The organism is Cellulomonas xylanilytica (assembly GCF_007989805.1).
Classification (GTDB): domain Bacteria; phylum Actinomycetota; class Actinomycetes; order Actinomycetales; family Cellulomonadaceae; genus Cellulomonas; species Cellulomonas xylanilytica.
This window is the reverse complement of sequence record NZ_BJUB01000016.1, coordinates 32536-49684: the sequence shown is the minus strand read 5'-3', so window position 1 is coordinate 49684 and position 17149 is coordinate 32536. Positions and strand designations below refer to the sequence as shown.

Sequence of the window (17149 nt, the reverse complement as noted above, 5' to 3'; positions counted from 1 at the left end):
GACGTGAGCAAGCCCGAGCCCGAGGACGACCGCGTGACGGTCGTGGTGATGAGCCGCGACCGCCGCGAGGAGCTGCTCGGGTCACTGGCACGCCACCGCGCGCCGGTGGTCCTGGTCGACAACGCGTCCACCGACGGCACCGCCGCCGCCGTCCGGGCCGCCCTCCCGCGCGCGGAGGTCGTCGAGCTGCCGCGCAACGTCGGCGCGGCGGCCCGGACGGAGGGCGTCCGCCGCGCACGGACCCCGTTCGTCGCGTTCGCCGACGACGACTCCTGGTGGGCACCGGGATCGCTGCGGACCGCGGCCGACGTCCTGGCCGAGCGGCCGGACGTCGCGGTCGTCCACGCCCGGGTGCTCCTGGGAGCCGACGAGCGCGTCGACCCGTTCGACGAGGTGCTGGCGCGGTCACCCCTGCCGCGCGTCGGGGGTCGCCCTGCGCTGCTGGGCTTCATGGCCTGCGGTGCGATGGTCCGCGCCGACGCGTTCCTGGGCGTCGGCGGGTTCGACGAGGTCGTGCGCTTCCCGGGGGAGGAGGAGCGGGTCGCGCTCGACCTGGTGGACGCCGGATGGTCGCTCGTGCACGCGCCCGAGGCGGTCGTGCACCACCACCCGTCCCCGCGGCGCCACGCACCCGGCGACCGATCGGCCGCCGTCACGAGGTCGGCCGTCCTCACGGCGGTCCTGCGGCTCCCGTGGCGCGACGTCGCCCGCACGGCCGCGGGCGCCGCTCGGACCGCGGACGGTCGACGAGGTCTGCGGGCAGCGCTCGGCGACGTGCCGGCTGCCGTGCGCGCGCGACGGCCCGTGTCGCCCGCGACCCTCCAGGCCCGTGACCTCGTTCGTCGCGCCGGCTCCGGTGCACCGGCGTCGCCGGCCCGGCACGGCTAGGCCGGGGTCGCGATCATCACGACGTTGTCGCTGTAGTGGCCGGTCGCCCGGTCGAAGGTGCCGCCGCACGTGATGAGGACGAGGCGGGGAGCGCCGCCCAGGGTGAAGAGGTCGGCGGGGAGCTCCGACTTCGGCAGCGACCGGCGCTCGGACAACGCGTACCGGGTGAGGCCTCCTGCGGCGTCCTGGACGGTGATGGCCGTCTGCATCGGCGCCCTGATGAGGTCCGACATCGGACCGGCGCCGTACGCGGCAGCGTCGACGTGGGCGACCACGACGACGCTGCCGGTGGGGGAGCCCGGTGCCGCTCCCGCGGCCCACCACCCGAAGGTGCCGGGATCCTCCGGGATCGTCAGCGCTCCGCCGGGTGCGGCGAGCACCGGCACGACGGGCGCCTGGATGCCGATCGCCTCCACCGTCAGGCTCACCGGCACCTGCTCGGTCGCAGGCGCCGCGGCCTGGGGTGCGGGAGGGGCCACGACCGTCGCCGGGGTCGTCGCGGGAGCGGCGAGCGCGTCGGCGACGGCGACCGCGGGCGGTCGCAGCAGCAGGTGGGTCCCCGCCGCGACCACCGCGGCAGCCACCACGAGGACCACCAGGCCTGCCCGGCGTCGCACGACCTCCCGACGGGTCACGTCACGCGCGGCGGCGCGTCAGCCGCCACCCGGTCAGCACCGCGGCTGCGGAACCGAGCGCCACGAGGGCGACACCCAGGCCGCGCCCGGAGTGCGCCGCCTGTCCGCCGTCCCCCGCGGACACCGACGTGGGCACGCCGTAGTCCGGCGCCGCCGCCACGAGCTCGTGGAGATGGTGCTCGACCACCGGCGTCGACGCGGCGGCGAGGTCCTTGACCGTCTGGTCCGTCCCGTTCGCCACCTCGGCCTGGCTCGCGGCGAGCGTCGCGCGGTGCGCCGGGATCTGCACGGTGATCCACGCGGTGTCGAACGCGGCCCCGGTCTTGGCGGTCACGGAGGCCAGCTCCGCCTGCTGCTCGGGCGTCGGGGACCCGGGCAGGGTCACGCCGAGCTGGTTGGCGGCGGCGGTCAGGTTCGCGTCGAGCGCCGTGTGGTCGTCGATGAGCATCTGGCCGAACTGGCGGACGGTGTCGGTCGACGCCTGGGCGACCGCGGCTTGGCCGGCGGCGATCTCGGCGAGGTTGCCCTGGTGGGCGGCCGCCATCCAGGACTGGTCCTGCGCGGACGGCGCGGCGAGTGCCGCCGGGGCGGCGAGGACGACGGCGGCGCTGGCCACCATGACGGTGAGGGTGAGGCGACGGGTGAGCTTCACGAGGGTCTCCAGGAGGGGACGATGCCTGCGGCGGCGGGAGCGGCCGCCTGCTGGACCCGTCCCACGACGGTAGATCGATTCGTGGCGCCCGCAACCGGACCCGACGGTCGGCGCGCCCGGACGCTCAGCGACGCTCGACCGGGACGGGGGGCGACGACCTGGGGCCTCCTCGTGCGTCGGCGTCGCGCTCGTGCCGGCTCTCGCACGCGCGGGCCATGGCGGGGTCGGGGTGCGCCTTCCCGCACAGCCGGCATCGTCCGGGGTCGGGTGGTTGTGCGTGCATGGGAGCCTCCTGCGTGGTGGTCCGACGTCGGTCGCGCACCGCCAGCCGCGGTGACTGCAGGCTGGGCTGGTTCGTCCCGCGTCGCGCACCCGTCGTACCGGCAGCGCCGCAGGTCCGTCGACCTGGGTTCCGACACGCTGCTGCATCGGTACTCGTCGTCCTCGGGTGCTGCCCGAGGCCGGTAGGGCGACGTTAGACCGCTCTCCGCTCGGCGCAACTCGGTGGTTCCTCTGCAGGTGCGCCCCTGGGGAGCGGGGGAGATGCTGGAGGTGCCGCGTCGAGGAAGGGCGCCGTCCTGGACCTCGGACCGACACCGGCCCGTGCCCCGACGGGACGCACCTCGGTGCTCCTCCGCCGCCGAAGGAGCACAGGATGACCCTCCCCGCAGCGCCCGACGAGCTCCGGCAGGTGGTGACACGGACGTCGGCGGGCATGATCACCGACCAGACCGTCGAGACGCTCCTGCGCCTGCTCACGTCGGCGGCCGCACGGATCGTGGTGAGCGCGGCCGGCGCCGGGCTGACGACCGTCAGCACGGGCAGCGGGTTCGCCTCGGTCGCGTCGACCGATCCGCTGGTCGAGGAGCTCGACGCCCTGCAGTACGAGCTCGGTGAGGGCCCGTGCGTGACCGCGTGGCGGGATCGTGACGTCATCCGGGTGGACGACGTCGCGACCGAGCGCCGGTGGCCCCGGTGGGCTGCCGCCGCGGCCGGGACGCCGGTCGTCAGCTCCTTGAGCGCCCCCCTCGTGTTCGGCAACTCGGCGCTCGGCGCCGTCAAGGTCTACGCGGAGCACCCCGGCCGGTTCGGCGCGCAGGAGGAGGCGACGCTGCGCCTGTTCGGAGCGCATGCCGCGATCCTCCTCGCGCACGCCGAGTCCTACCGCCGCGCGGCGGCCGTGGGCGAGAGCCTGCCGCTGCTGCTGCAGCAGCGGGACGACCTCAACCGCGCGTGCGGCGTCATCATGCAGCGGGAGGGCGTCTCGGCGGAGACGGCGATGACGGTCCTGATCAGCATCGCCGAGCGGGACGGGCGCAGCGTGCACGACGCCGCGACGACCCTGCTGCGTCGCAGTGCCACGAGGTCGTGATGAGCCGCGCGGGCGGTGCCACCACGACAGCCCGCCAGCGCCGGCTGATCCAGGTGGGACTCGCGCGGGCCGAGCTGACCCCCGACGAGCTCTGGCAGCGCAGCTTCGCGCTCGGTGCCACGATCGGCCCGACCGACCTGACGGCCTACCTCGACGGTTCGCTCACCCTGCCGTCGTCGGAGACGGACCGGGTCGCGCTGGCGGTGAACGAGCGGCTCGACGACCTGCACGGACGCCACCGCGTGCCCTACGTCCGCACGGTGCGCCACCTCGACCGGCCCGGCGGCCCGCTCGCCGCGCTGACCCAGCTGCTGCGAGCCACCCACCTGGCCGCCCCGGACACGCTGGCGCGTGCCGTCGACACCGGCGCCCAGGAGCTCGGGGTGCGCGCGGTCGCGTATCTCGTGGACGACTCCGACGAGCACCTCGTCCCCGTCGGGGCGGGCGCCGACCGGTCCCTGCGGAGCGTCGAGGGCTCGCTGGCCGGGCGTGCGTACCGGCTGCTCGAGACCCAGGAGACGACCGTCGGGGGGCCACGGCTGTGGATCCCGATCATCGACGGGGCCGAGCGGCTGGGCGTCCTGGAGGTCGAGGTCGCCGACCCGGCCGACCTCGAGGACCCGGTCCTGCGGCGTCAGGGCTGGTGGTTCACCCACTACCTGGGGCACCTCATCACCGTCCTGGACGCGTACGGCGACAGCATCGACGACGTGCGTCGGCAGCGGCCGCGCGAGGTGCAGGCCGAGCTCGTCCGCGCCCTGCTCCCTCCCCTGACCGCGGGGTCCGACAAGGTCCTGATCAGCGGACGGCTGGAACCGGCGCAGGCCGTCGGCGGGGACGTGTTCGACTACGCGATCGCCACCGACGCGATCCAGTTCGCGATCGCGGACGCCACCGGCCACGACCTGCGAGCCGGTCTGGCCGCCACGGCGGCCCTCGCCGCCTACCGGCACGCGCGCCGCCAGGGGCACGGCCTGGTGCAGCAGGTCCACGCGATCGACGACGTCATCACGGAGCAGTTCGGCGGCACGCTGTACGCCACCGGGGTGGTCGCGTCGCTCGACCTCGACACCGGGGACCTCCGCTACGTCAACGCCGGGCACCCTGCGCCGCTGCTGGTCCGGGACGGCCGCGTCGTCAAGGAGATCGGGCGCGGACGGCGGTCGCTGTTCGGCCTGGAGTCCCGGCGGACGACCGTGGCCGAGGAGCGCCTGGAGCCGGGTGACGCGCTCGTCCTGTACACCGATGGCATCGTCGAGGCACGGGACGCCGCCGGGGAGGCGTTCGGCCTGGAGCGGTTCGTCGGTCAGCTCGAACGGGCGTCGGACGACGGCATCGCGATCCCCGAGGTGCTCCGACGGGTGCGCCGCCGCATCCTCGAGCACCAGGGCGGCGTCCTGCAGGACGACGCGACGCTGCTGGTCGTCCACTGGACGACGAAGGGTCAGCTCGCGCTGGAACCGGACCTCTGGTTCTAGCGGGGAGCCCTCAGAGGGTGGCCCGACGACGCAGCGTCCCCGTGCTGGACGCCGCCCGCACGAGGCGCTGGTGCCGATAGGGGACACCGCCCGTGAGGCGAAGCCCGAGCGCGCACCAGGAGCAGACCGCCCGCTCGAGGAGCCAGAGCGGCGCCCACGCGACGCACGACGCAGGGAACGCGGCGCGACCGCCGTGCCGGACCCGTCCGACCGAGGCGACGGCCGTGACGGCGGCGAGCACCGACACGGCGGGACCGGGACGGCGCCGGATGGCGGACCACAGCAGCAGGGGCAGCACCGCGGCCTCGGCCCCGAGCCGTGCGGGCTGGGCGAAGCTGTCGTAGGCCTGCCGGACGCGTTGCGACCAGAAGTGCCGGGTCGTCGGCGGCAGCCGGCGTACGCAGATCTCGTCGGCCCGGATCTCGGTGCCGCCGTGCGCGCGGACGGTCCGGAGCAGCTCCAGGTTCTCGAACAGCACGTCGCCGTCGTACCCCCCGGCCGCGAGCAGCGCGGAGCGCCGGACCACCAGGGTGCCGGGGAAGTCGGAGCCCAGCCCGCGGTTCACCAGGCTCCGGGCGCTGTCCCACCGCGCGTGCCACGGCAGCGGCTCGAAGACGTTCTGCACCCGGACGACGTCCCCCTGCTGCAGCAGGTCGACCGCCGCGGCCAGCTGGTCGACGCGCCAGCGGACGTCGTCGTCGGCGATGACCACGGCCTCGGCGCGGGCGGCGCGCACGCCGGTCATGACACCGGCGACCTTGCCGTTGCGCCCGGGCCAGGGAGCGGGACGGACGTGCCGCACGGTCGCTCCCCATCGACGCGCGTGGGCGTCGTAGAGCGCGCCTGGCGACCCGTCGACGACCGTCACCCGCAGGTGCGCGGCGAGCTCCTGCAGGTACGAGGTCAGCTCGTCGAGCTCGTCGTCGGTCTCCCACCGCAGGGGCAGCACGTACTCGGCGTCGACGCGCACGGGGGAGCGGTCACGGTCCATCGGGCAGCCGTCCGGTGGCGAGGTTCTCGCGGTAGACACTGACAGCCTCGTCGAGGACGCCGGGAGCCAGCAGCGCCATCGGGACGACGTCGGCGACGAGCGGCTCGCTGTCCGGCCCGCGCCCCACCTCGCGCCCGGTCAGCACCCAGGCGACGCGCCCGTCGCCCGCGCCGAGGTGGGCGTACTGCATGAGCTGCCGGGCGACCCACACGCGAGGCGGCCGGTCCCACCACGGCTCCGGCTGCAGACGGTTCACGCTGAGCCCGGGCAGCGTCGCTCCGCTCTCGCCGTCCCGGCTGGTGCCCTGCGCGTCTGCCTCGGGACCGGCGCTGAACCGCACGTACGCCGGCCCGGCCGCGCCGACCAGCTCGGTCAGCTCGTCCAGGTGCTCGACGAGCGCCATGCCGCCGGCACTGGCGGCGGTCACCGGCCGGTTCTGCTCCACGAGTGGGTTCAGGTCCATGGGAACCTCGATCGTGCGGGTGCTCGACGGCCGATCCTGGACCTGTCTCGGGTGGTGCGGGCCGCGTGACCTCAGGCCGCGTGGCGCGACGCCTCGTCGACGAGGCGTCGCAGGTCCCTGCCGGCGAGGCGGCGGGACAGGCGACGGCGCCAGGACGGCACCGGGGTCGTGCCCTTGTCGCGGGCCGTCACCAGCAGCCGGGTGCCGGTCTCGACCGGCACGAGGTACGCGTTCACGCGGTAGGGGACGCCGAGCCACCGGGCGGTGCCGCGGACGCCCAGCCCGGGCGTCAGCGAGCGCAGCCGGACGTCCGCGTGGTCGAGCGCCAGGGTGCGTCGGCTCTCGTCGTAGCGTCCGGGGGCGACGAGCGACAGCCACACGGCGTCCGGGGCACCCGGGCAGTCGGCTGACGTCACGATGTCGGTGGTCACGGTGGTCCGTCCTCTCGTGCGACGGGCCGACCTCCTCCAGCCGCCCTCAGGATCACACGACGGGTCGGTCCCCGCACGGCCACGGTGAGAAGGCGGTCCCGGCCCCGCCGTGCGACTCTGGGACCGCGTTGAGAACCAGCCGCGACTGCTCGGTGAGGTGGTGGTGGGGTGCGATCGACGACGTCCTTCGCCGCGGTGGCAGCGACGGGCACCTGGACGGACCCGGACGGTGTCCGGCGGCCCGCCGGTGAGGTGCATGCGTGGCGCGGTGGCACGAACCAGACGGTGTGCGGGCTGAGCCTGCACCGCAGCCGGCTCGGTCGGTTCCCGCACGTGACCTGGGACGACGTGCAGCCCGCGACGGGCGCGCACGCCGACGAGGTCGCACGGGTGTGTCCGCGCTGTGCGGCCGGCATGGGCAGACGTCGCGACGAGCGCCCCTGGGTGCGCACCCGGCCGCGCCCGTGAGCGGGGTCACCGGGCGCCCGCAGGTGGCCACCGGCGACGGCATGCCGGGGCGCGCACCGACCAGGCCTCCGGGCGTCGCCGGCAGCCTGCTCCTCGGCCTCGGTCTGGGCGGGTTCGTCGACGGCATCGTGATCCACCAACTGCTCCAGTGGCACCACATGGTCAGCCACACGGAGGACCACCCCATGACGACCCTGGCGGGCCTGCAGGTCAATACCTTCGCCGACGGGCTGTTCCATGCCGCCACCTGGGTGTTCGTGCTGGTGGGCTCGCTGCTGACCATCGTGTCGTGGCGGCAGGGCCGGCTCGCCCCGACGTGGCGATTCCACATCGGTCTGCTGCTCGCCGGGTGGGGGCTGTTCAACCTCGTGGAGGGCATCATCGACCACCACGTCCTGGGGGTGCACCACGTCCGGGACGACCTGGGCGGCCCGCTGTCGTGGGACCTCGGGTTCCTGGCGTTCGGGGCGGCGCTGCTGCTCGGCGGGTGGGCGCTGTACCGAGCCGGGCGCCGCGACCTGGACGGGCGGAGCACATGACCCGGCGTCACCGCGAGCTCCCCGGCGGTGCGGTCGTCGTCATCGGGGCCTCGAGCGGCATCGGTCGTGCCACGGCGCACGCGCTCGCTGCACAGGGCCGCCCCCTGGTGCTCGCGTCGCGGTCCCTCGAGACGCTCGAGGCGGTGGCCGTGGAGTGCCGGGCGGTCGCGACGAGCGCGGGCGTCGGCCGGCCGATCGTCTCGGTCGCCCGGGTCGACGTCACCGACCGGGACGCGGTCGACGCGTTGATGACGCTGGCCCGGTCGCGGCACCCCCGGGTGGATGCGGTGGTCAGCACGGTGGCCGTCGTCGCCTACGGCCGGTTCGACGTCGTGCCGGCCGAGGCGTTCGACCAGGTCATGAACGTCAACCTGCTCGGTGCGGCGAACGTCGCCCGCAGCGCGCTGCGGCTGTTCGCCGACCAGGGTGGCGGACGGCTCGTCGTCGTCGGTTCCCTGCTCGGCCGGATCGCGACGCCCTGGATGAGCACGTACGTGACGAGCAAGTGGGCGGTGCACGGACTCGCCCGGACGCTGCAGATCGAGGCGCGCCGGATGCCCGGGGTGGACGTGTCGCTGATCAGCCCGGGTGGCGTCGACACCCCCATCTACTCGCAGGCCGCCTCGTACGGGGGTCGCAACGGGCGGCCGCCGCCCCCGGTGAGCCGGCCGGAGGCGGTCGCGCGCGCCGTGGTGCGGGCGGTCGACCGGCCCCGGCGGTTCACGTCGGTCGGGCCCACCAACCCGCTGACCGAGGCGGGGTTCCGCTACCTGCCCGGCGTCTACGACCGGCTCGTCACGCCGCTCATGTCGGTCGCCGGGCTGTCGCCGCGCCACGTCGAGCCGCATCCCGGCAACCTCTGGGAGCCCACCCCGGCCGGCGAGGCGATGCACGGTCGGTGGGGCCGGCACTGGCTGCGAGGCGTGGGCGCCGCGGCGGTGCTGGGCGGCGCGGTGGTCGTGCGAGGGCTCGTCGCCCAGCGGCGCGACCCGCGGAGCTGAGGAGCGGACATGGCGGTACGGACGGTCGACGCGGTGGTCATCGGTGCCGGGCCGAACGGGCTCGTGGCGGCGAACGCGCTGGTGGACGCCGGGTGGGACGTCCTGGTCCTGGAGGCGCAGGACGCACCGGGCGGGGCGGTGCGCACGGCCGAGGTGGCGGCGCCGGGCTTCCGCACGGACCTCTTCAGCGCCTTCTACCCGCTGGCCGCGGGCTCCCCGGTGATCCGCGGGCTGCACCTGGAGGACCACGGGCTCCGGTGGGTGCACGCGCCGCGTGTCCTGGCGCACGTCCTCGACGACGGCCGCGCCGCCGTCCTGAACCGGCGGGCCGAGGACACGGCGGCGAACCTGGAGACGTTCGCGCCGGGTGACGGGGACGCCTGGCTGGGCATGGTCGAGGAGTGGCAGCGGATCCGCGACCCGCTGCTGGACGCCCTCTTCACGCCGTTCCCCCCGGTGGTCTCCGCCGTGCGGCTGCTGCGTCGCCTCGGGGTCGCCGGGGGTGTCGACCTGGCGCGGCTCGCGCTGCTCCCGGTCCGGCGGCTGGCGGACGAGAGCTTCCGCGGGGACGGCGGCGGGCTGCTGCTCACCGGCAACGCGATGCACGCGGACGTGCCACCCGACGCCGCGGGGAGCGGCGTGTTCGGCTGGCTGCTGGCGATGCTCGGCCAGGACGTCGGCTTCCCCGTTCCCGAGGGAGGCGCCGGGGTCCTCGCGGACGCCCTCGTCGCCAGGCTCGTGGCCGGCGGCGGGCGCGTCGAGACGAACGCGCGGGTCGACCGGGTCCACGTCGTGGGTCGGCGGGCCGTCGGCGTCCGCACCGCGGGCGGAGAGCACGTCCGGGTCCGGCGTGCCGTGCTGGCCGACGTCACCGCGCCCGTCCTGTACCGGCAGCTGATCGAGCCCTCCGCGCTGCCGAGCCGGCTCGTCCGCGACCTGGACCGGTTCCAGTGGGACCACCCGACGTTCAAGGTCAACTGGGCGCTCGACCGCCCGGTGCCGTGGAGCTCCGAGGGCGGGCACGGCGCCGGCACCGTGCACCTGGGCGTGGACACGGCCGGCTTCGTCGACGTCGCCGCGCAGCTGTCGACCGGCGTGATCCCGCCGAGGCCGTTCCTGCTGTTCGGTCAGATGACCACCGCCGACCCGAGCCGATCTCCCGCCGGCACCGAGTCCGCGTGGGCGTACACCCACGTCCCGCACGGCGTCCGCTGGACCGACGCCGAGGTCGCCGCCGAGGTCGACCGCATGGAGCAGGCGATCGCCCGGGTCGCGCCCGGGTTCGCCGACGCCGTCGTGGGCCGGCACGTGCAGAGCCCCGCGGACCTGGAGGCGGCCGACGGCAGCCTGATGGGCGGGGCGGTGAACGGCGGGACGTCCGCGGTGCACCAGCAGCTCTTCCTGCGACCGACCCCCGGTCTCGGGCGCCCGGAGACACCCGTCGACGGGCTGTTCCTGGCGAGCGCGTCCGCCCACCCCGGGGGCGGCGTGCACGGCGCGCCCGGCTGGAACGCGGCACGTGCGGCGCTCGGCGCCTCGGGCCCGACGGGTGCCGCGCGCCGTCTTCTCGCCCGCACCGTCTGGGACCGCCTCCTGCACGACCCCGCCGGGTCGTGACGACCTAGCCGCGACGCCGGCGCCGGCGGAGCGCGCGCACGCTCTGCGACCGCCAGAGCGCGCGGACGTCTGCCAGCCAGCTCGCGAGCGCCGAGGCGCGGGACCTCACGGCACCACGAGCGGGTCGAGCACGACCTTGATGCACCCGTCGTGCTTCTTCTGGAACATGTCGTAGGCGGCGGGTGCCTCGTGGAGGCCGACCCGGTGGGTCCGCAGGTCGAGCACCCCGAGCGGGTCGGCGTCGTCGGTGACGAGCGGCATCAGGTCGTCGATCCAGCGCCGGACGTTGGCCTGGCCCATCCGCAGGGTGATCTGCCGGTCGAACAGCGACATCATCGGCATGGGGTCGACCGCGCCGCCGTACACGCCGGAGATGGAGACGGTGCCGCCGCGGCGCACGATGTCGATGGCCGAGCGCAGGGCGTTGAGCCGGTCGATGCCGGCCTTCTCGATCAGGGGAGCGGCCAGCGCGTCGGGGAGCAGGGTCGCCGCGCGCTGACCGGCCGCCGCCACGGGGGAGCCGTGCGCCTCCATGCCCACGGCGTCGATCGCCGAGTCGACCCCGCGCCCGTCGGTCAGGTCGCGCACCGCGCCCACCAGGTCGTCCGTGCTGCCCAGGTCGATGACGTCGATCCCGTGCCGCCGGGCCATCGCGAGGCGTTCGGGGACCAGGTCGATCCCGATCACGCGCGACGCCCCGCGGTGCGCGGCGATGCGGGCCGCCATCTGGCCGATGGGCCCCAGACCCAGCACGCCGACCGTGCCGCCTGCGGGCACCTGGGCGTACTCGACCGCCTGCCAGGCGGTCGGCAGGACGTCGGACAGGAAGAGGTACCGCTCGTCGGGGCTCCCGTCGTCGGGTACCACGACCGGGCCGAACTGGGCCTGCGGGACGCGCAGGTACTCGGCCTGGCCGCCGGGGACCTGCCCGTAGAGCTTGGTGTACCCGAAGAGGGCTGCGCCCTTGTCCTGGGACCGGACCTGTGTTGTCTCGCACTGCGAGTGCAGCCCCCGCGTGCACATCCAGCACGTGCCGCACGCGATGCCGAAGGGCACGACGACGCGGTCGCCCACCTGCAGGGACCCGGCCGCGGCGCCGACGGCCTCCACCACGCCCATGGCCTCGTGCCCGAGGATGTCCCCGGCGTCGAGATAGGCGCCGAGCACCGAGTACAGGTGCAGGTCGGAGCCGCAGATGGCCGTCGACGTCACGCGCACGATCGCGTCGGTCGGCTCCTGGATCGTCGGGTCGGGAACGTTCTCGACGCTGACGTTCTCGCGTCCTTGCCAGGTCAGTGCGCGCACCGAGGTCTCCTCGTCGGGCAGTGTCGGCGCCGGTGGCTCCACGCCGCCCCGACGCTAACCCGGCCCCCGGGGCAGCGCATGCCGAGCCCGCCGCGGCTCATGCCGGGTCGTCACCCGTGGGGTCGGTCGGGTAGATCTTGCGGGCACCGACGTCCTGGTTGGCTCCGACGTCGGGCTGTCCCTCCTCGGCCGCGGGATCCGGCAGGGAGGGGGTGTCGTCGGGGTCGCTCGTCGTCATCTCGGTCATGGTGGCTCCTTCTCCGGCAGGTTCAGTGGTTGCGCAGGGCGTCGACGAGCTGGGACTTGTTCATCGACGAGCGGCCCTCGATGTCGAGCTCGCCGGCCCGCTTCCTCAGGTCGGTCAGGGTCCAGTCGTCGTAGGAGCCCGAGCTGCCGCCCTTCGACGCGACCGTGCTCCGGCCCGACCGCGCTCCGGCGTTCGCGATCCGCGCCGACTTCTCCTTGCTGTTGCCCTCGTCCCGGAGCGCCTCGTAGACCTTCGGGTCCTTGACGCTCGGTCCTGGGTCGCGTGCGGGCATGGTGCACCTCCTTGCTCGGCCGCCACCGGGCGGCACCGCGCGGCCGTTCTCCGGACCTCCGTCGAGCGTAGGCAGGCTCCGGCACGCCCGCGACAGCACCGCCGCGTTGCGCACCGCGTGCTCCGCGGGTCAACTTGCTGCGTGAGCCACGGCGAGGACGAGCACGCGCCCGGCTACGACGCCGAGCTGCGACGACTGGACCCGGTGTTCCGTCGGGCGTGCGACGTCCGCGCGTCGGACCGTGTCCTCGACGTCGGGTGCGGCACGGGGTCGACCACCCGCGCGGCCGCTCACGCTGCGCCCGAGGGCGGCGCGCTGGGCGTGGACGTCTCCGCGTCGGCGGTCGAGCGCGCCCGCGCCGTCGCGGCGGCGCGGGGCCCCCGCAACGTCACCTTCGAGTGCGTGGACGCCCAGGTCCACCCGTTCGCGCCGGAGGGTGCGGATCTGCTGATCAGCCGGTTCGGGACGATGTTCTTCACCGACCCGGGAGCGGCGTTCGGCAACCTCGCCCGCGCGCTGTGCCCGGACGGGCGCCTCGTGATGCTGGTCTGGCAGTCCGCCGACCGCAACGAGTGGGACGTCGCCCTCCGTGAGGCTCTCTCCGGAGCGACGCCGGCCGCCGGCGTCTCGCCGGCGTTCTCGCTCGGGGACCCGGCGCGGACGGCGGACCTCCTCGGCTCAGCGGGGTTCGTCGACGTCGATCACGCGGAGGTCCACGAACCGGTCTGGTACGGCCCGGACGTCGCGTCCGCCGAGGCGTGGGTCCGCGGCTTCACCAGCACCCGCGAGCTGGTCGAGCAGCTCGGTCCCGAGGCTGCGGAACGGGGTCTGGCACGGCTGCGGGAGACGCTGGAGGAGCACCTGCACGACGACGGCGTCTGGTTCGACTCCCGCGCCTGGCTCGTGACCGCGCGTCGCTGACCGCGCGCGCTGACCTAGGCGCCCTGCCGTCGGACCATCTCCGCGATCCAGGTCGGCGCGAACGGCGACGTGCACCCGGGTGGCGTCGGGTAGTCCTTGAGCACCTCGAGCCGCTCGCCGATGGCGAGCGCCCGCGCACGGTGCGCGGGGTGGTGGATGCCGATCGTGGCCAGGCACTCGTTCATGGCCCACTGCAGGCGTTCCGGCGCGTTCTTCATCTGCGACTCGACGAGGTCGAGCAGCCCGTCCAGGTCGAGCCCGCCCGGAGCCTTGGCGACGCGGTCGCTGGTCAGCGCCCAGCCCGCACTGGCGACGACCGGGTCCGGGTCGCTGAACCAGGCGACGCGCAGCTCCTCGACGTGCGGGCTCTTCTTGACGACGTAGCCCACCAGCCAGTCGTGGACCTTCGGGAAGCGTGCGTCACGGAGCATCGCGTCCAGCTCGGTCGCGGAGTAGGCCTTCGGACGGCTGATGAGGATGGCCACGAGCCGGGCCGCCGTGTCGCCGGTCTCCCAGAGCCGGCCGGCCAGGTCGTGGTCGGTGCGCAGGCTCTTGGCCACCGCCCGGAGCTGGGTCAGGTTCACGCCGTGGTCGTCGCCGTGGCGCTCGTTGACCGTCCGGATCTTCGGGTCCTCGAGCGCCGCGAGCCGGGCGAGCACGTCGCCGACCGTGGCCTGGGGGAGCACGTCGGTTGCCACACGATCTCCTTCACGTCGTCAGGTGAGGCGTCTGCAGAGGAGCCTACGGCTGGTCGGCGGGGTGCCGGAGCGACGCGGCGACGGGTGGTCCACGTGCGACCGGTGAGCCCGGCGGGCACGATGGCGTGCGAGGTGATGGCTGATGACGACGTTCCCCACGATCGCGCAGGTCGTCCTCGACACGACCGACGTCCGGGCGCTGGCGGAGTTCTACCGCGAGCTGTTCGGCCTGGAGTACCGCCCGGGCGACGAGCCCGAGCACGGTGAGCGCGACTGGCTGGTGCTGCGGTCGCCGTCGGGCGTCCCGCTCGCCTTCCAGCAGGTCGACGCCCTGCCCGCGGCCACCTGGCCGGAGGGCCCGGTCCCGCAGCAGCTGCACCTCGACACGACCGTGCCGGACGCCGGCGAGCTCGACGTGCAGCACGAGCGGGCCGTCGCGCTGGGTGCCCGGCTCCTGTACGACCGGTCCGACGACCCCGAGGAGCCGCTGCGCGTCTACGCCGACCCGGCGGGACACCCGTTCTGCATCTTCGTGGGCTGACGCGCGGTCAGTCGCTCGTGCGCGCGGCGTAGGCGGGAGTGTCCGCCAGGGCAGCGGGCGGCAGGGCCGGCTCGACGGCCGGCGGGGCCGTCCCGCGCCGGACCAGGGCGATCCCGGCCACCACCAGCACCATGCCGACGGCCTGCACCGGCAAGGGCGCCTCGCCGACCAGAGCCCATGCGAGCAGGACGGCGACGAGCACCTCGGACAGCGCGAGGAACGAGGCCAGACGTTCCCCGAGCAGCCGCACGGACAGGGCGCTCACGCCGTACGCGAAGGCGGTCGGCACGGTGGCCACCACGAGCAGCGGGACGACCCAGTGCACCTGCCACCCGAGCAGGTCGACGCGGACGTCCGGTGCGGCCAGCGGGAGCACCCCGACGGCGGCGACGAGCGCGACCGTCAGGGCGCCGACGGCCATCCCGGCGCCGGCCAGGCTGATCGGCGGCAGCGCGGAGGGCCGGCCGGTGAAGGCGAAGTACCCGGCGTTGCCGATCGCGGACACGAGCGCGAACACGAGGCCGACCGGGTCGAGCTCCAGCGAGCCGGTGAAGTCGAGCACGAGGACGAGCCCACCCGTCGCGAGCGCGGCCCCGACGAGGGTCGCCCGGGTGGGCGCCTGCCGGTCGCGGGCCCAGCGCCAGGCGACGAGCAGGAGCGGGCCGGTGTACTCGATGAGCAGGGCGACGGCGACGGGGAGCCGGTCGACCGCGAGGTAGTACATGGTCGAGGCGGTGGCCACGCCGAGCACGCCGAAGCCGAGGATGGTGCGCCACTCGTCCCGCACGACGTGCCAGCGGCCGCGCACCGCCCAGGCCGCCGGCCCGGCCAGCAGCAGCGCGGCCACGGACAGGCGCACGAGGATCGCCGACCCGGGGGACCACCCGGCGACCAGCAGCGGCTTGACCACGGGCCCGCTCGTGGCGAAGGCCACGGCGGCGACGAGACCTGCGACGATGCCGACGGAGCGGTTCGACGTGGTGGTCTGGGACATCGTCGTGCTCCCGCCGGCAGATGTAAGGAGTGAAGTGTTACTACACTCGTGACAGTACGCAGGAAGGGCAACAGGAGTCAAAGTGGTTTTCGCACCTGACACCGAGATGAGCATCGCGGCCGCCGTCGAGATCGTGAACACGGCCCGACGACGCGACGGCCACGACGCCATGGCGACCACCGACGACGTCACGGAGTTCTACACGCGGTGGGGCTACACGGCCCGGCACGACGGCGACGAGGCCGAGCTGGCCGCGATGCGCGACGCCCGCGACCAGATCGCGCACCTGTGGGACGTGGACCGCGACACGGCGGCCGGCGTGCTCAACGAGATGCTGGCGCGCGGGGGAGCGGTGCCGTACCTCACCCGGCACGACGACCTGGACTGGCACCTGCACGGCACGGCGCCGGGCGCCCCGCTGGCCACCGTCCTGCTCGTCGAGACCGCCATGGCGATGTCCGACGTGGTGCGCAGCGCCGAGTACGACCGGCTCCAGCGGTGCGAGGCCGACGACTGCGACGCCGTCCTCGTCGACCTGTCCCGCAACCGCTCGCGCCGGTTCTGCGACGTCAACGGCTGCGCCAACCGCGCGCACGTCGCCGCGTACCGGGCGCGGCGGGCCGGCAGTCCCGTGCCGCGGCAGGGGGACGTCGCGCCGTGACCCGCCGTCCGCTCGCCCGCGGCGTGCACCGACCCGCCCGTGCGCCTGTCACCGGTCCGGTCTAGCCTGGCGCGTGCCCGACCGGAGGGAGACCGACGTGGTGCTCATCGGCGCCCATGTGCGTGGCGACGACCCGGTGGCGACCGCCGCCGAGCTCGACGCAGGCTGTGTCCAGCTGTTCCTGGCGGACCCCCAGGGGTGGAAGAAGCCGGTGCCCCGCGCGGACGCCGACGCCCTGGTGTCCTCGGGCCTCAGCATCTACGCGCACGCGCCGTACCTGGTCAACGTCGCGTCGACCAACAACCGGATCCGCATCCCGAGCCGGAACATGATCGCCCAGCACGCCGCCGCGGCCGCGGCCCTCGGCGCGCGGGCGCTCATCGTGCACGGGGGGCACGTCGGCGACGGTGACGACCTCGCCGTCGGCATCGAGAACTGGCGCAAGACGTTCGAGCGCGCGACCTTCCCCGTGAAGGTCCTCGTGGAGAACACGGCGGGCGGCGAGAACGCGTGCGCGCGGACCCTGGACGGCCTCGCGATGCTCTGGGACGCGATCGGCGGCTACGACGTCGGGCTGTGCCTCGACACGTGCCACGCCTGGGCGGCCGGGGAGGACCTGGAGACGGTCGTGGAGCGGGTGCGGGCCATCACGGGGCAGGTCGACCTCGTGCACGCCAACAGCTCGCGCGACGCGCAGGGCTCGGCGCGCGACCGGCACGCCGGGTTCGCGTCGGGGACGATCCCGCCCGAGCTCATCGCGCACGTGGTCCGGGAAGCCGGCTGCGACGCCCTGGTCGAGACCCCGGCGGAGACGCAGGCACAGGACATCGGGTTCCTGCGGGCGGCCCTGGCCGGCTGAGAACCGCGGCCGTGTCGGGGACCGATTCGGGCGGATTCGGGTGCCGCAGTGGCTAGCCTCGGATCCACGAACCCCCCAAGCAGAGGCGGGGTCAGC

21 protein-coding genes are annotated in these 17149 nt (G+C 74.8%); 11 read left to right on the top strand and 10 right to left on the bottom strand.

The window, feature by feature from the left end:
• The first annotated feature begins 3 nt into the window (after positions 1–3).
• Positions 4–888 carry a glycosyltransferase family 2 protein gene (locus CXY01_RS19820; RefSeq protein WP_222594600.1) on the top strand — a complete coding sequence of 295 codons (885 nt, stop codon included), beginning with the start codon at positions 4–6 and terminating at the stop codon, positions 886–888.
• On the opposite strand, the gene CXY01_RS19815 is transcribed toward CXY01_RS19820, so the two are convergent.
• Together CXY01_RS19815 and CXY01_RS20980 are read right to left on the bottom strand one after the other, a co-directional pair.
• Positions 885–1505, bottom strand: coding sequence for a class F sortase (locus CXY01_RS19815; protein ID WP_186813480.1), 621 nt, complete (start codon positions 1503–1505; stop codon positions 885–887). The two genes, CXY01_RS19820 and CXY01_RS19815, sit on opposite strands and share 4 nt — an antisense overlap.
• A gap of 19 nt (positions 1506–1524) precedes the next feature.
• A complete protein-coding gene (locus tag CXY01_RS20980) occupies positions 1525–2175 on the bottom strand; it encodes a DUF4142 domain-containing protein (protein WP_186813479.1) in 651 nt (216 codons plus the stop codon).
• A gap of 655 nt (positions 2176–2830) precedes the next feature.
• Here CXY01_RS20980 and CXY01_RS19805 point away from each other — a divergent pair.
• Together CXY01_RS19805 and CXY01_RS19800 are read left to right on the top strand one after the other, a co-directional pair.
• On the top strand, positions 2831–3547 hold the full coding sequence (locus tag CXY01_RS19805) for a GAF and ANTAR domain-containing protein (RefSeq protein ID WP_146931297.1): 717 nt from the start codon (positions 2831–2833) through the stop codon (positions 3545–3547).
• Entirely contained in the window at positions 3547–5025 is a 1479-nt protein-coding gene (locus CXY01_RS19800; RefSeq protein ID WP_146931294.1) for a PP2C family protein-serine/threonine phosphatase, read from the top strand. Before CXY01_RS19805 ends, CXY01_RS19800 begins: the two co-directional genes overlap by 1 nt.
• A 10-nt stretch (positions 5026–5035) precedes the next feature.
• Here CXY01_RS19800 and CXY01_RS19795 read toward each other — a convergent pair whose 3' ends face one another.
• From CXY01_RS19795 to CXY01_RS19785, 3 genes are all read right to left on the bottom strand, one after another.
• Positions 5036–6016 carry a glycosyltransferase family 2 protein gene (locus tag CXY01_RS19795; protein ID WP_246125508.1) on the bottom strand — a complete coding sequence of 327 codons (981 nt, stop codon included), beginning with the start codon at positions 6014–6016 and terminating at the stop codon, positions 5036–5038.
• On the bottom strand, positions 6006–6479 hold the full coding sequence (locus CXY01_RS19790) for a DUF6098 family protein (protein WP_246125507.1): 474 nt from the start codon (positions 6477–6479) through the stop codon (positions 6006–6008). Before CXY01_RS19790 ends, CXY01_RS19795 begins: the two co-directional genes overlap by 11 nt.
• A gap of 71 nt (positions 6480–6550) precedes the next feature.
• Positions 6551–6910, bottom strand: coding sequence for a hypothetical protein (locus CXY01_RS19785; protein WP_146931291.1), 360 nt, complete (start codon positions 6908–6910; stop codon positions 6551–6553).
• A 168-nt stretch (positions 6911–7078) separates the two neighbouring features.
• Here CXY01_RS19785 and CXY01_RS19780 point away from each other — a divergent pair, with 168 nt between their 5' ends.
• Genes CXY01_RS19780 through CXY01_RS19765 form a run of 4 tightly spaced genes read left to right on the top strand, consistent with a single transcriptional unit; the run spans position 7079 to position 10535 of the window.
• Positions 7079–7378, top strand: a complete 300-nt coding sequence (locus tag CXY01_RS19780; RefSeq protein WP_146931288.1) for a hypothetical protein — start codon at positions 7079–7081, stop codon at positions 7376–7378.
• Positions 7375–7917: a DUF2243 domain-containing protein gene (locus CXY01_RS19775; RefSeq protein ID WP_246125506.1), complete on the top strand. Its 543-nt coding sequence runs from the start codon at positions 7375–7377 to the stop codon at positions 7915–7917. Before CXY01_RS19780 ends, CXY01_RS19775 begins: the two co-directional genes overlap by 4 nt.
• The gene (locus CXY01_RS19770) at positions 7914–8918 is read left to right on the top strand and encodes an SDR family NAD(P)-dependent oxidoreductase (protein WP_146931285.1); all 1005 of its coding nucleotides are present in this window, start codon (positions 7914–7916) and stop codon (positions 8916–8918) included. Before CXY01_RS19775 ends, CXY01_RS19770 begins: the two co-directional genes overlap by 4 nt.
• Before the next feature lie 9 nt (positions 8919–8927).
• The gene (locus CXY01_RS19765; protein WP_146931282.1) at positions 8928–10535 is read left to right on the top strand and encodes a phytoene desaturase family protein; all 1608 of its coding nucleotides are present in this window, start codon (positions 8928–8930) and stop codon (positions 10533–10535) included.
• Positions 10536–10640: 105 nt separating this feature from the next.
• Here the strand turns inward: CXY01_RS19765 and CXY01_RS19760 are convergent, their stop codons facing one another.
• The 3 genes from CXY01_RS19760 to CXY01_RS19755 all read right to left on the bottom strand — a co-directional run bounded on the left by CXY01_RS19760 (position 10641) and on the right by CXY01_RS19755 (position 12379).
• Positions 10641–11840: a zinc-dependent alcohol dehydrogenase gene (locus CXY01_RS19760; protein ID WP_146931279.1), complete on the bottom strand. Its 1200-nt coding sequence runs from the start codon at positions 11838–11840 to the stop codon at positions 10641–10643.
• A 97-nt stretch (positions 11841–11937) separates the two neighbouring features.
• Positions 11938–12087, bottom strand: coding sequence for a hypothetical protein (locus tag CXY01_RS20975; RefSeq protein WP_186813478.1), 150 nt, complete (start codon positions 12085–12087; stop codon positions 11938–11940).
• A 22-nt stretch (positions 12088–12109) separates the two neighbouring features.
• Positions 12110–12379 (bottom strand): DUF7218 family protein, encoded by a 270-nt coding sequence (locus tag CXY01_RS19755; protein ID WP_146931276.1) that lies wholly within the window; start codon positions 12377–12379, stop codon positions 12110–12112.
• Between the two features lie 141 nt (positions 12380–12520).
• On the opposite strand from CXY01_RS19755, the gene CXY01_RS19750 reads away from it, so the two are divergent.
• Positions 12521–13300 carry a class I SAM-dependent methyltransferase gene (locus CXY01_RS19750; RefSeq protein WP_146931273.1) on the top strand — a complete coding sequence of 260 codons (780 nt, stop codon included), beginning with the start codon at positions 12521–12523 and terminating at the stop codon, positions 13298–13300.
• A 14-nt stretch (positions 13301–13314) separates the two neighbouring features.
• On the opposite strand, the gene CXY01_RS19745 is transcribed toward CXY01_RS19750, so the two are convergent.
• A complete protein-coding gene (locus CXY01_RS19745) occupies positions 13315–13998 on the bottom strand; it encodes a DNA alkylation repair protein (RefSeq protein WP_146931270.1) in 684 nt (227 codons plus the stop codon).
• A 142-nt stretch (positions 13999–14140) separates the two neighbouring features.
• Between CXY01_RS19745 and CXY01_RS19740 the strand changes: the two genes are divergently transcribed.
• Positions 14141–14539, top strand: a complete 399-nt coding sequence (locus CXY01_RS19740) for a VOC family protein (protein ID WP_146931267.1) — start codon at positions 14141–14143, stop codon at positions 14537–14539.
• A gap of 7 nt (positions 14540–14546) precedes the next feature.
• Here CXY01_RS19740 and CXY01_RS19735 read toward each other — a convergent pair whose 3' ends face one another.
• Complete coding sequence (locus CXY01_RS19735; RefSeq protein WP_146931264.1) at positions 14547–15533, bottom strand: EamA family transporter; 987 nt, start codon at positions 15531–15533, stop codon at positions 14547–14549.
• 82 nt (positions 15534–15615) lie between these two features.
• Here CXY01_RS19735 and CXY01_RS19730 point away from each other — a divergent pair, with 82 nt between their 5' ends.
• Both CXY01_RS19730 and CXY01_RS19725 read left to right on the top strand, forming a co-directional pair.
• Positions 15616–16194: a CGNR zinc finger domain-containing protein gene (locus CXY01_RS19730; protein WP_146931261.1), complete on the top strand. Its 579-nt coding sequence runs from the start codon at positions 15616–15618 to the stop codon at positions 16192–16194.
• Between the two features lie 97 nt (positions 16195–16291).
• Entirely contained in the window at positions 16292–17053 is a 762-nt protein-coding gene (locus CXY01_RS19725; protein ID WP_222594602.1) for a deoxyribonuclease IV, read from the top strand.
• Positions 17054–17149: the final 96 nt, after the last annotated feature.

What these genes read in the sequence shown, in the direction of transcription:
- CXY01_RS19740 (WP_146931267.1), top strand. Translation starts at nt 14,141, where the DNA reads ATGACGACGTTCCCCACGATCGCGCAGGTCGTCCTCGACACGACCGAC.
- CXY01_RS19805 (WP_146931297.1), top strand. Translation starts at nt 2,831, where the DNA reads ATGACCCTCCCCGCAGCGCCCGACGAGCTCCGGCAGGTGGTGACACGG.
- CXY01_RS19765 (WP_146931282.1), top strand. Translation starts at nt 8,928, where the DNA reads ATGGCGGTACGGACGGTCGACGCGGTGGTCATCGGTGCCGGGCCGAAC.
- CXY01_RS19770 (WP_146931285.1), top strand. Translation starts at nt 7,914, where the DNA reads ATGACCCGGCGTCACCGCGAGCTCCCCGGCGGTGCGGTCGTCGTCATC.
- CXY01_RS19800 (WP_146931294.1), top strand. Translation starts at nt 3,547, where the DNA reads ATGAGCCGCGCGGGCGGTGCCACCACGACAGCCCGCCAGCGCCGGCTG.
- CXY01_RS19755 (WP_146931276.1), bottom strand. Translation starts at nt 12,379, where the DNA reads ATGCCCGCACGCGACCCAGGACCGAGCGTCAAGGACCCGAAGGTCTAC.
- CXY01_RS19790 (WP_246125507.1), bottom strand. Translation starts at nt 6,479, where the DNA reads ATGGACCTGAACCCACTCGTGGAGCAGAACCGGCCGGTGACCGCCGCC.
- CXY01_RS19735 (WP_146931264.1), bottom strand. Translation starts at nt 15,533, where the DNA reads ATGTCCCAGACCACCACGTCGAACCGCTCCGTCGGCATCGTCGCAGGT.
- CXY01_RS19795 (WP_246125508.1), bottom strand. Translation starts at nt 6,016, where the DNA reads ATGGACCGTGACCGCTCCCCCGTGCGCGTCGACGCCGAGTACGTGCTG.
- CXY01_RS20975 (WP_186813478.1), bottom strand. Translation starts at nt 12,087, where the DNA reads ATGACCGAGATGACGACGAGCGACCCCGACGACACCCCCTCCCTGCCG.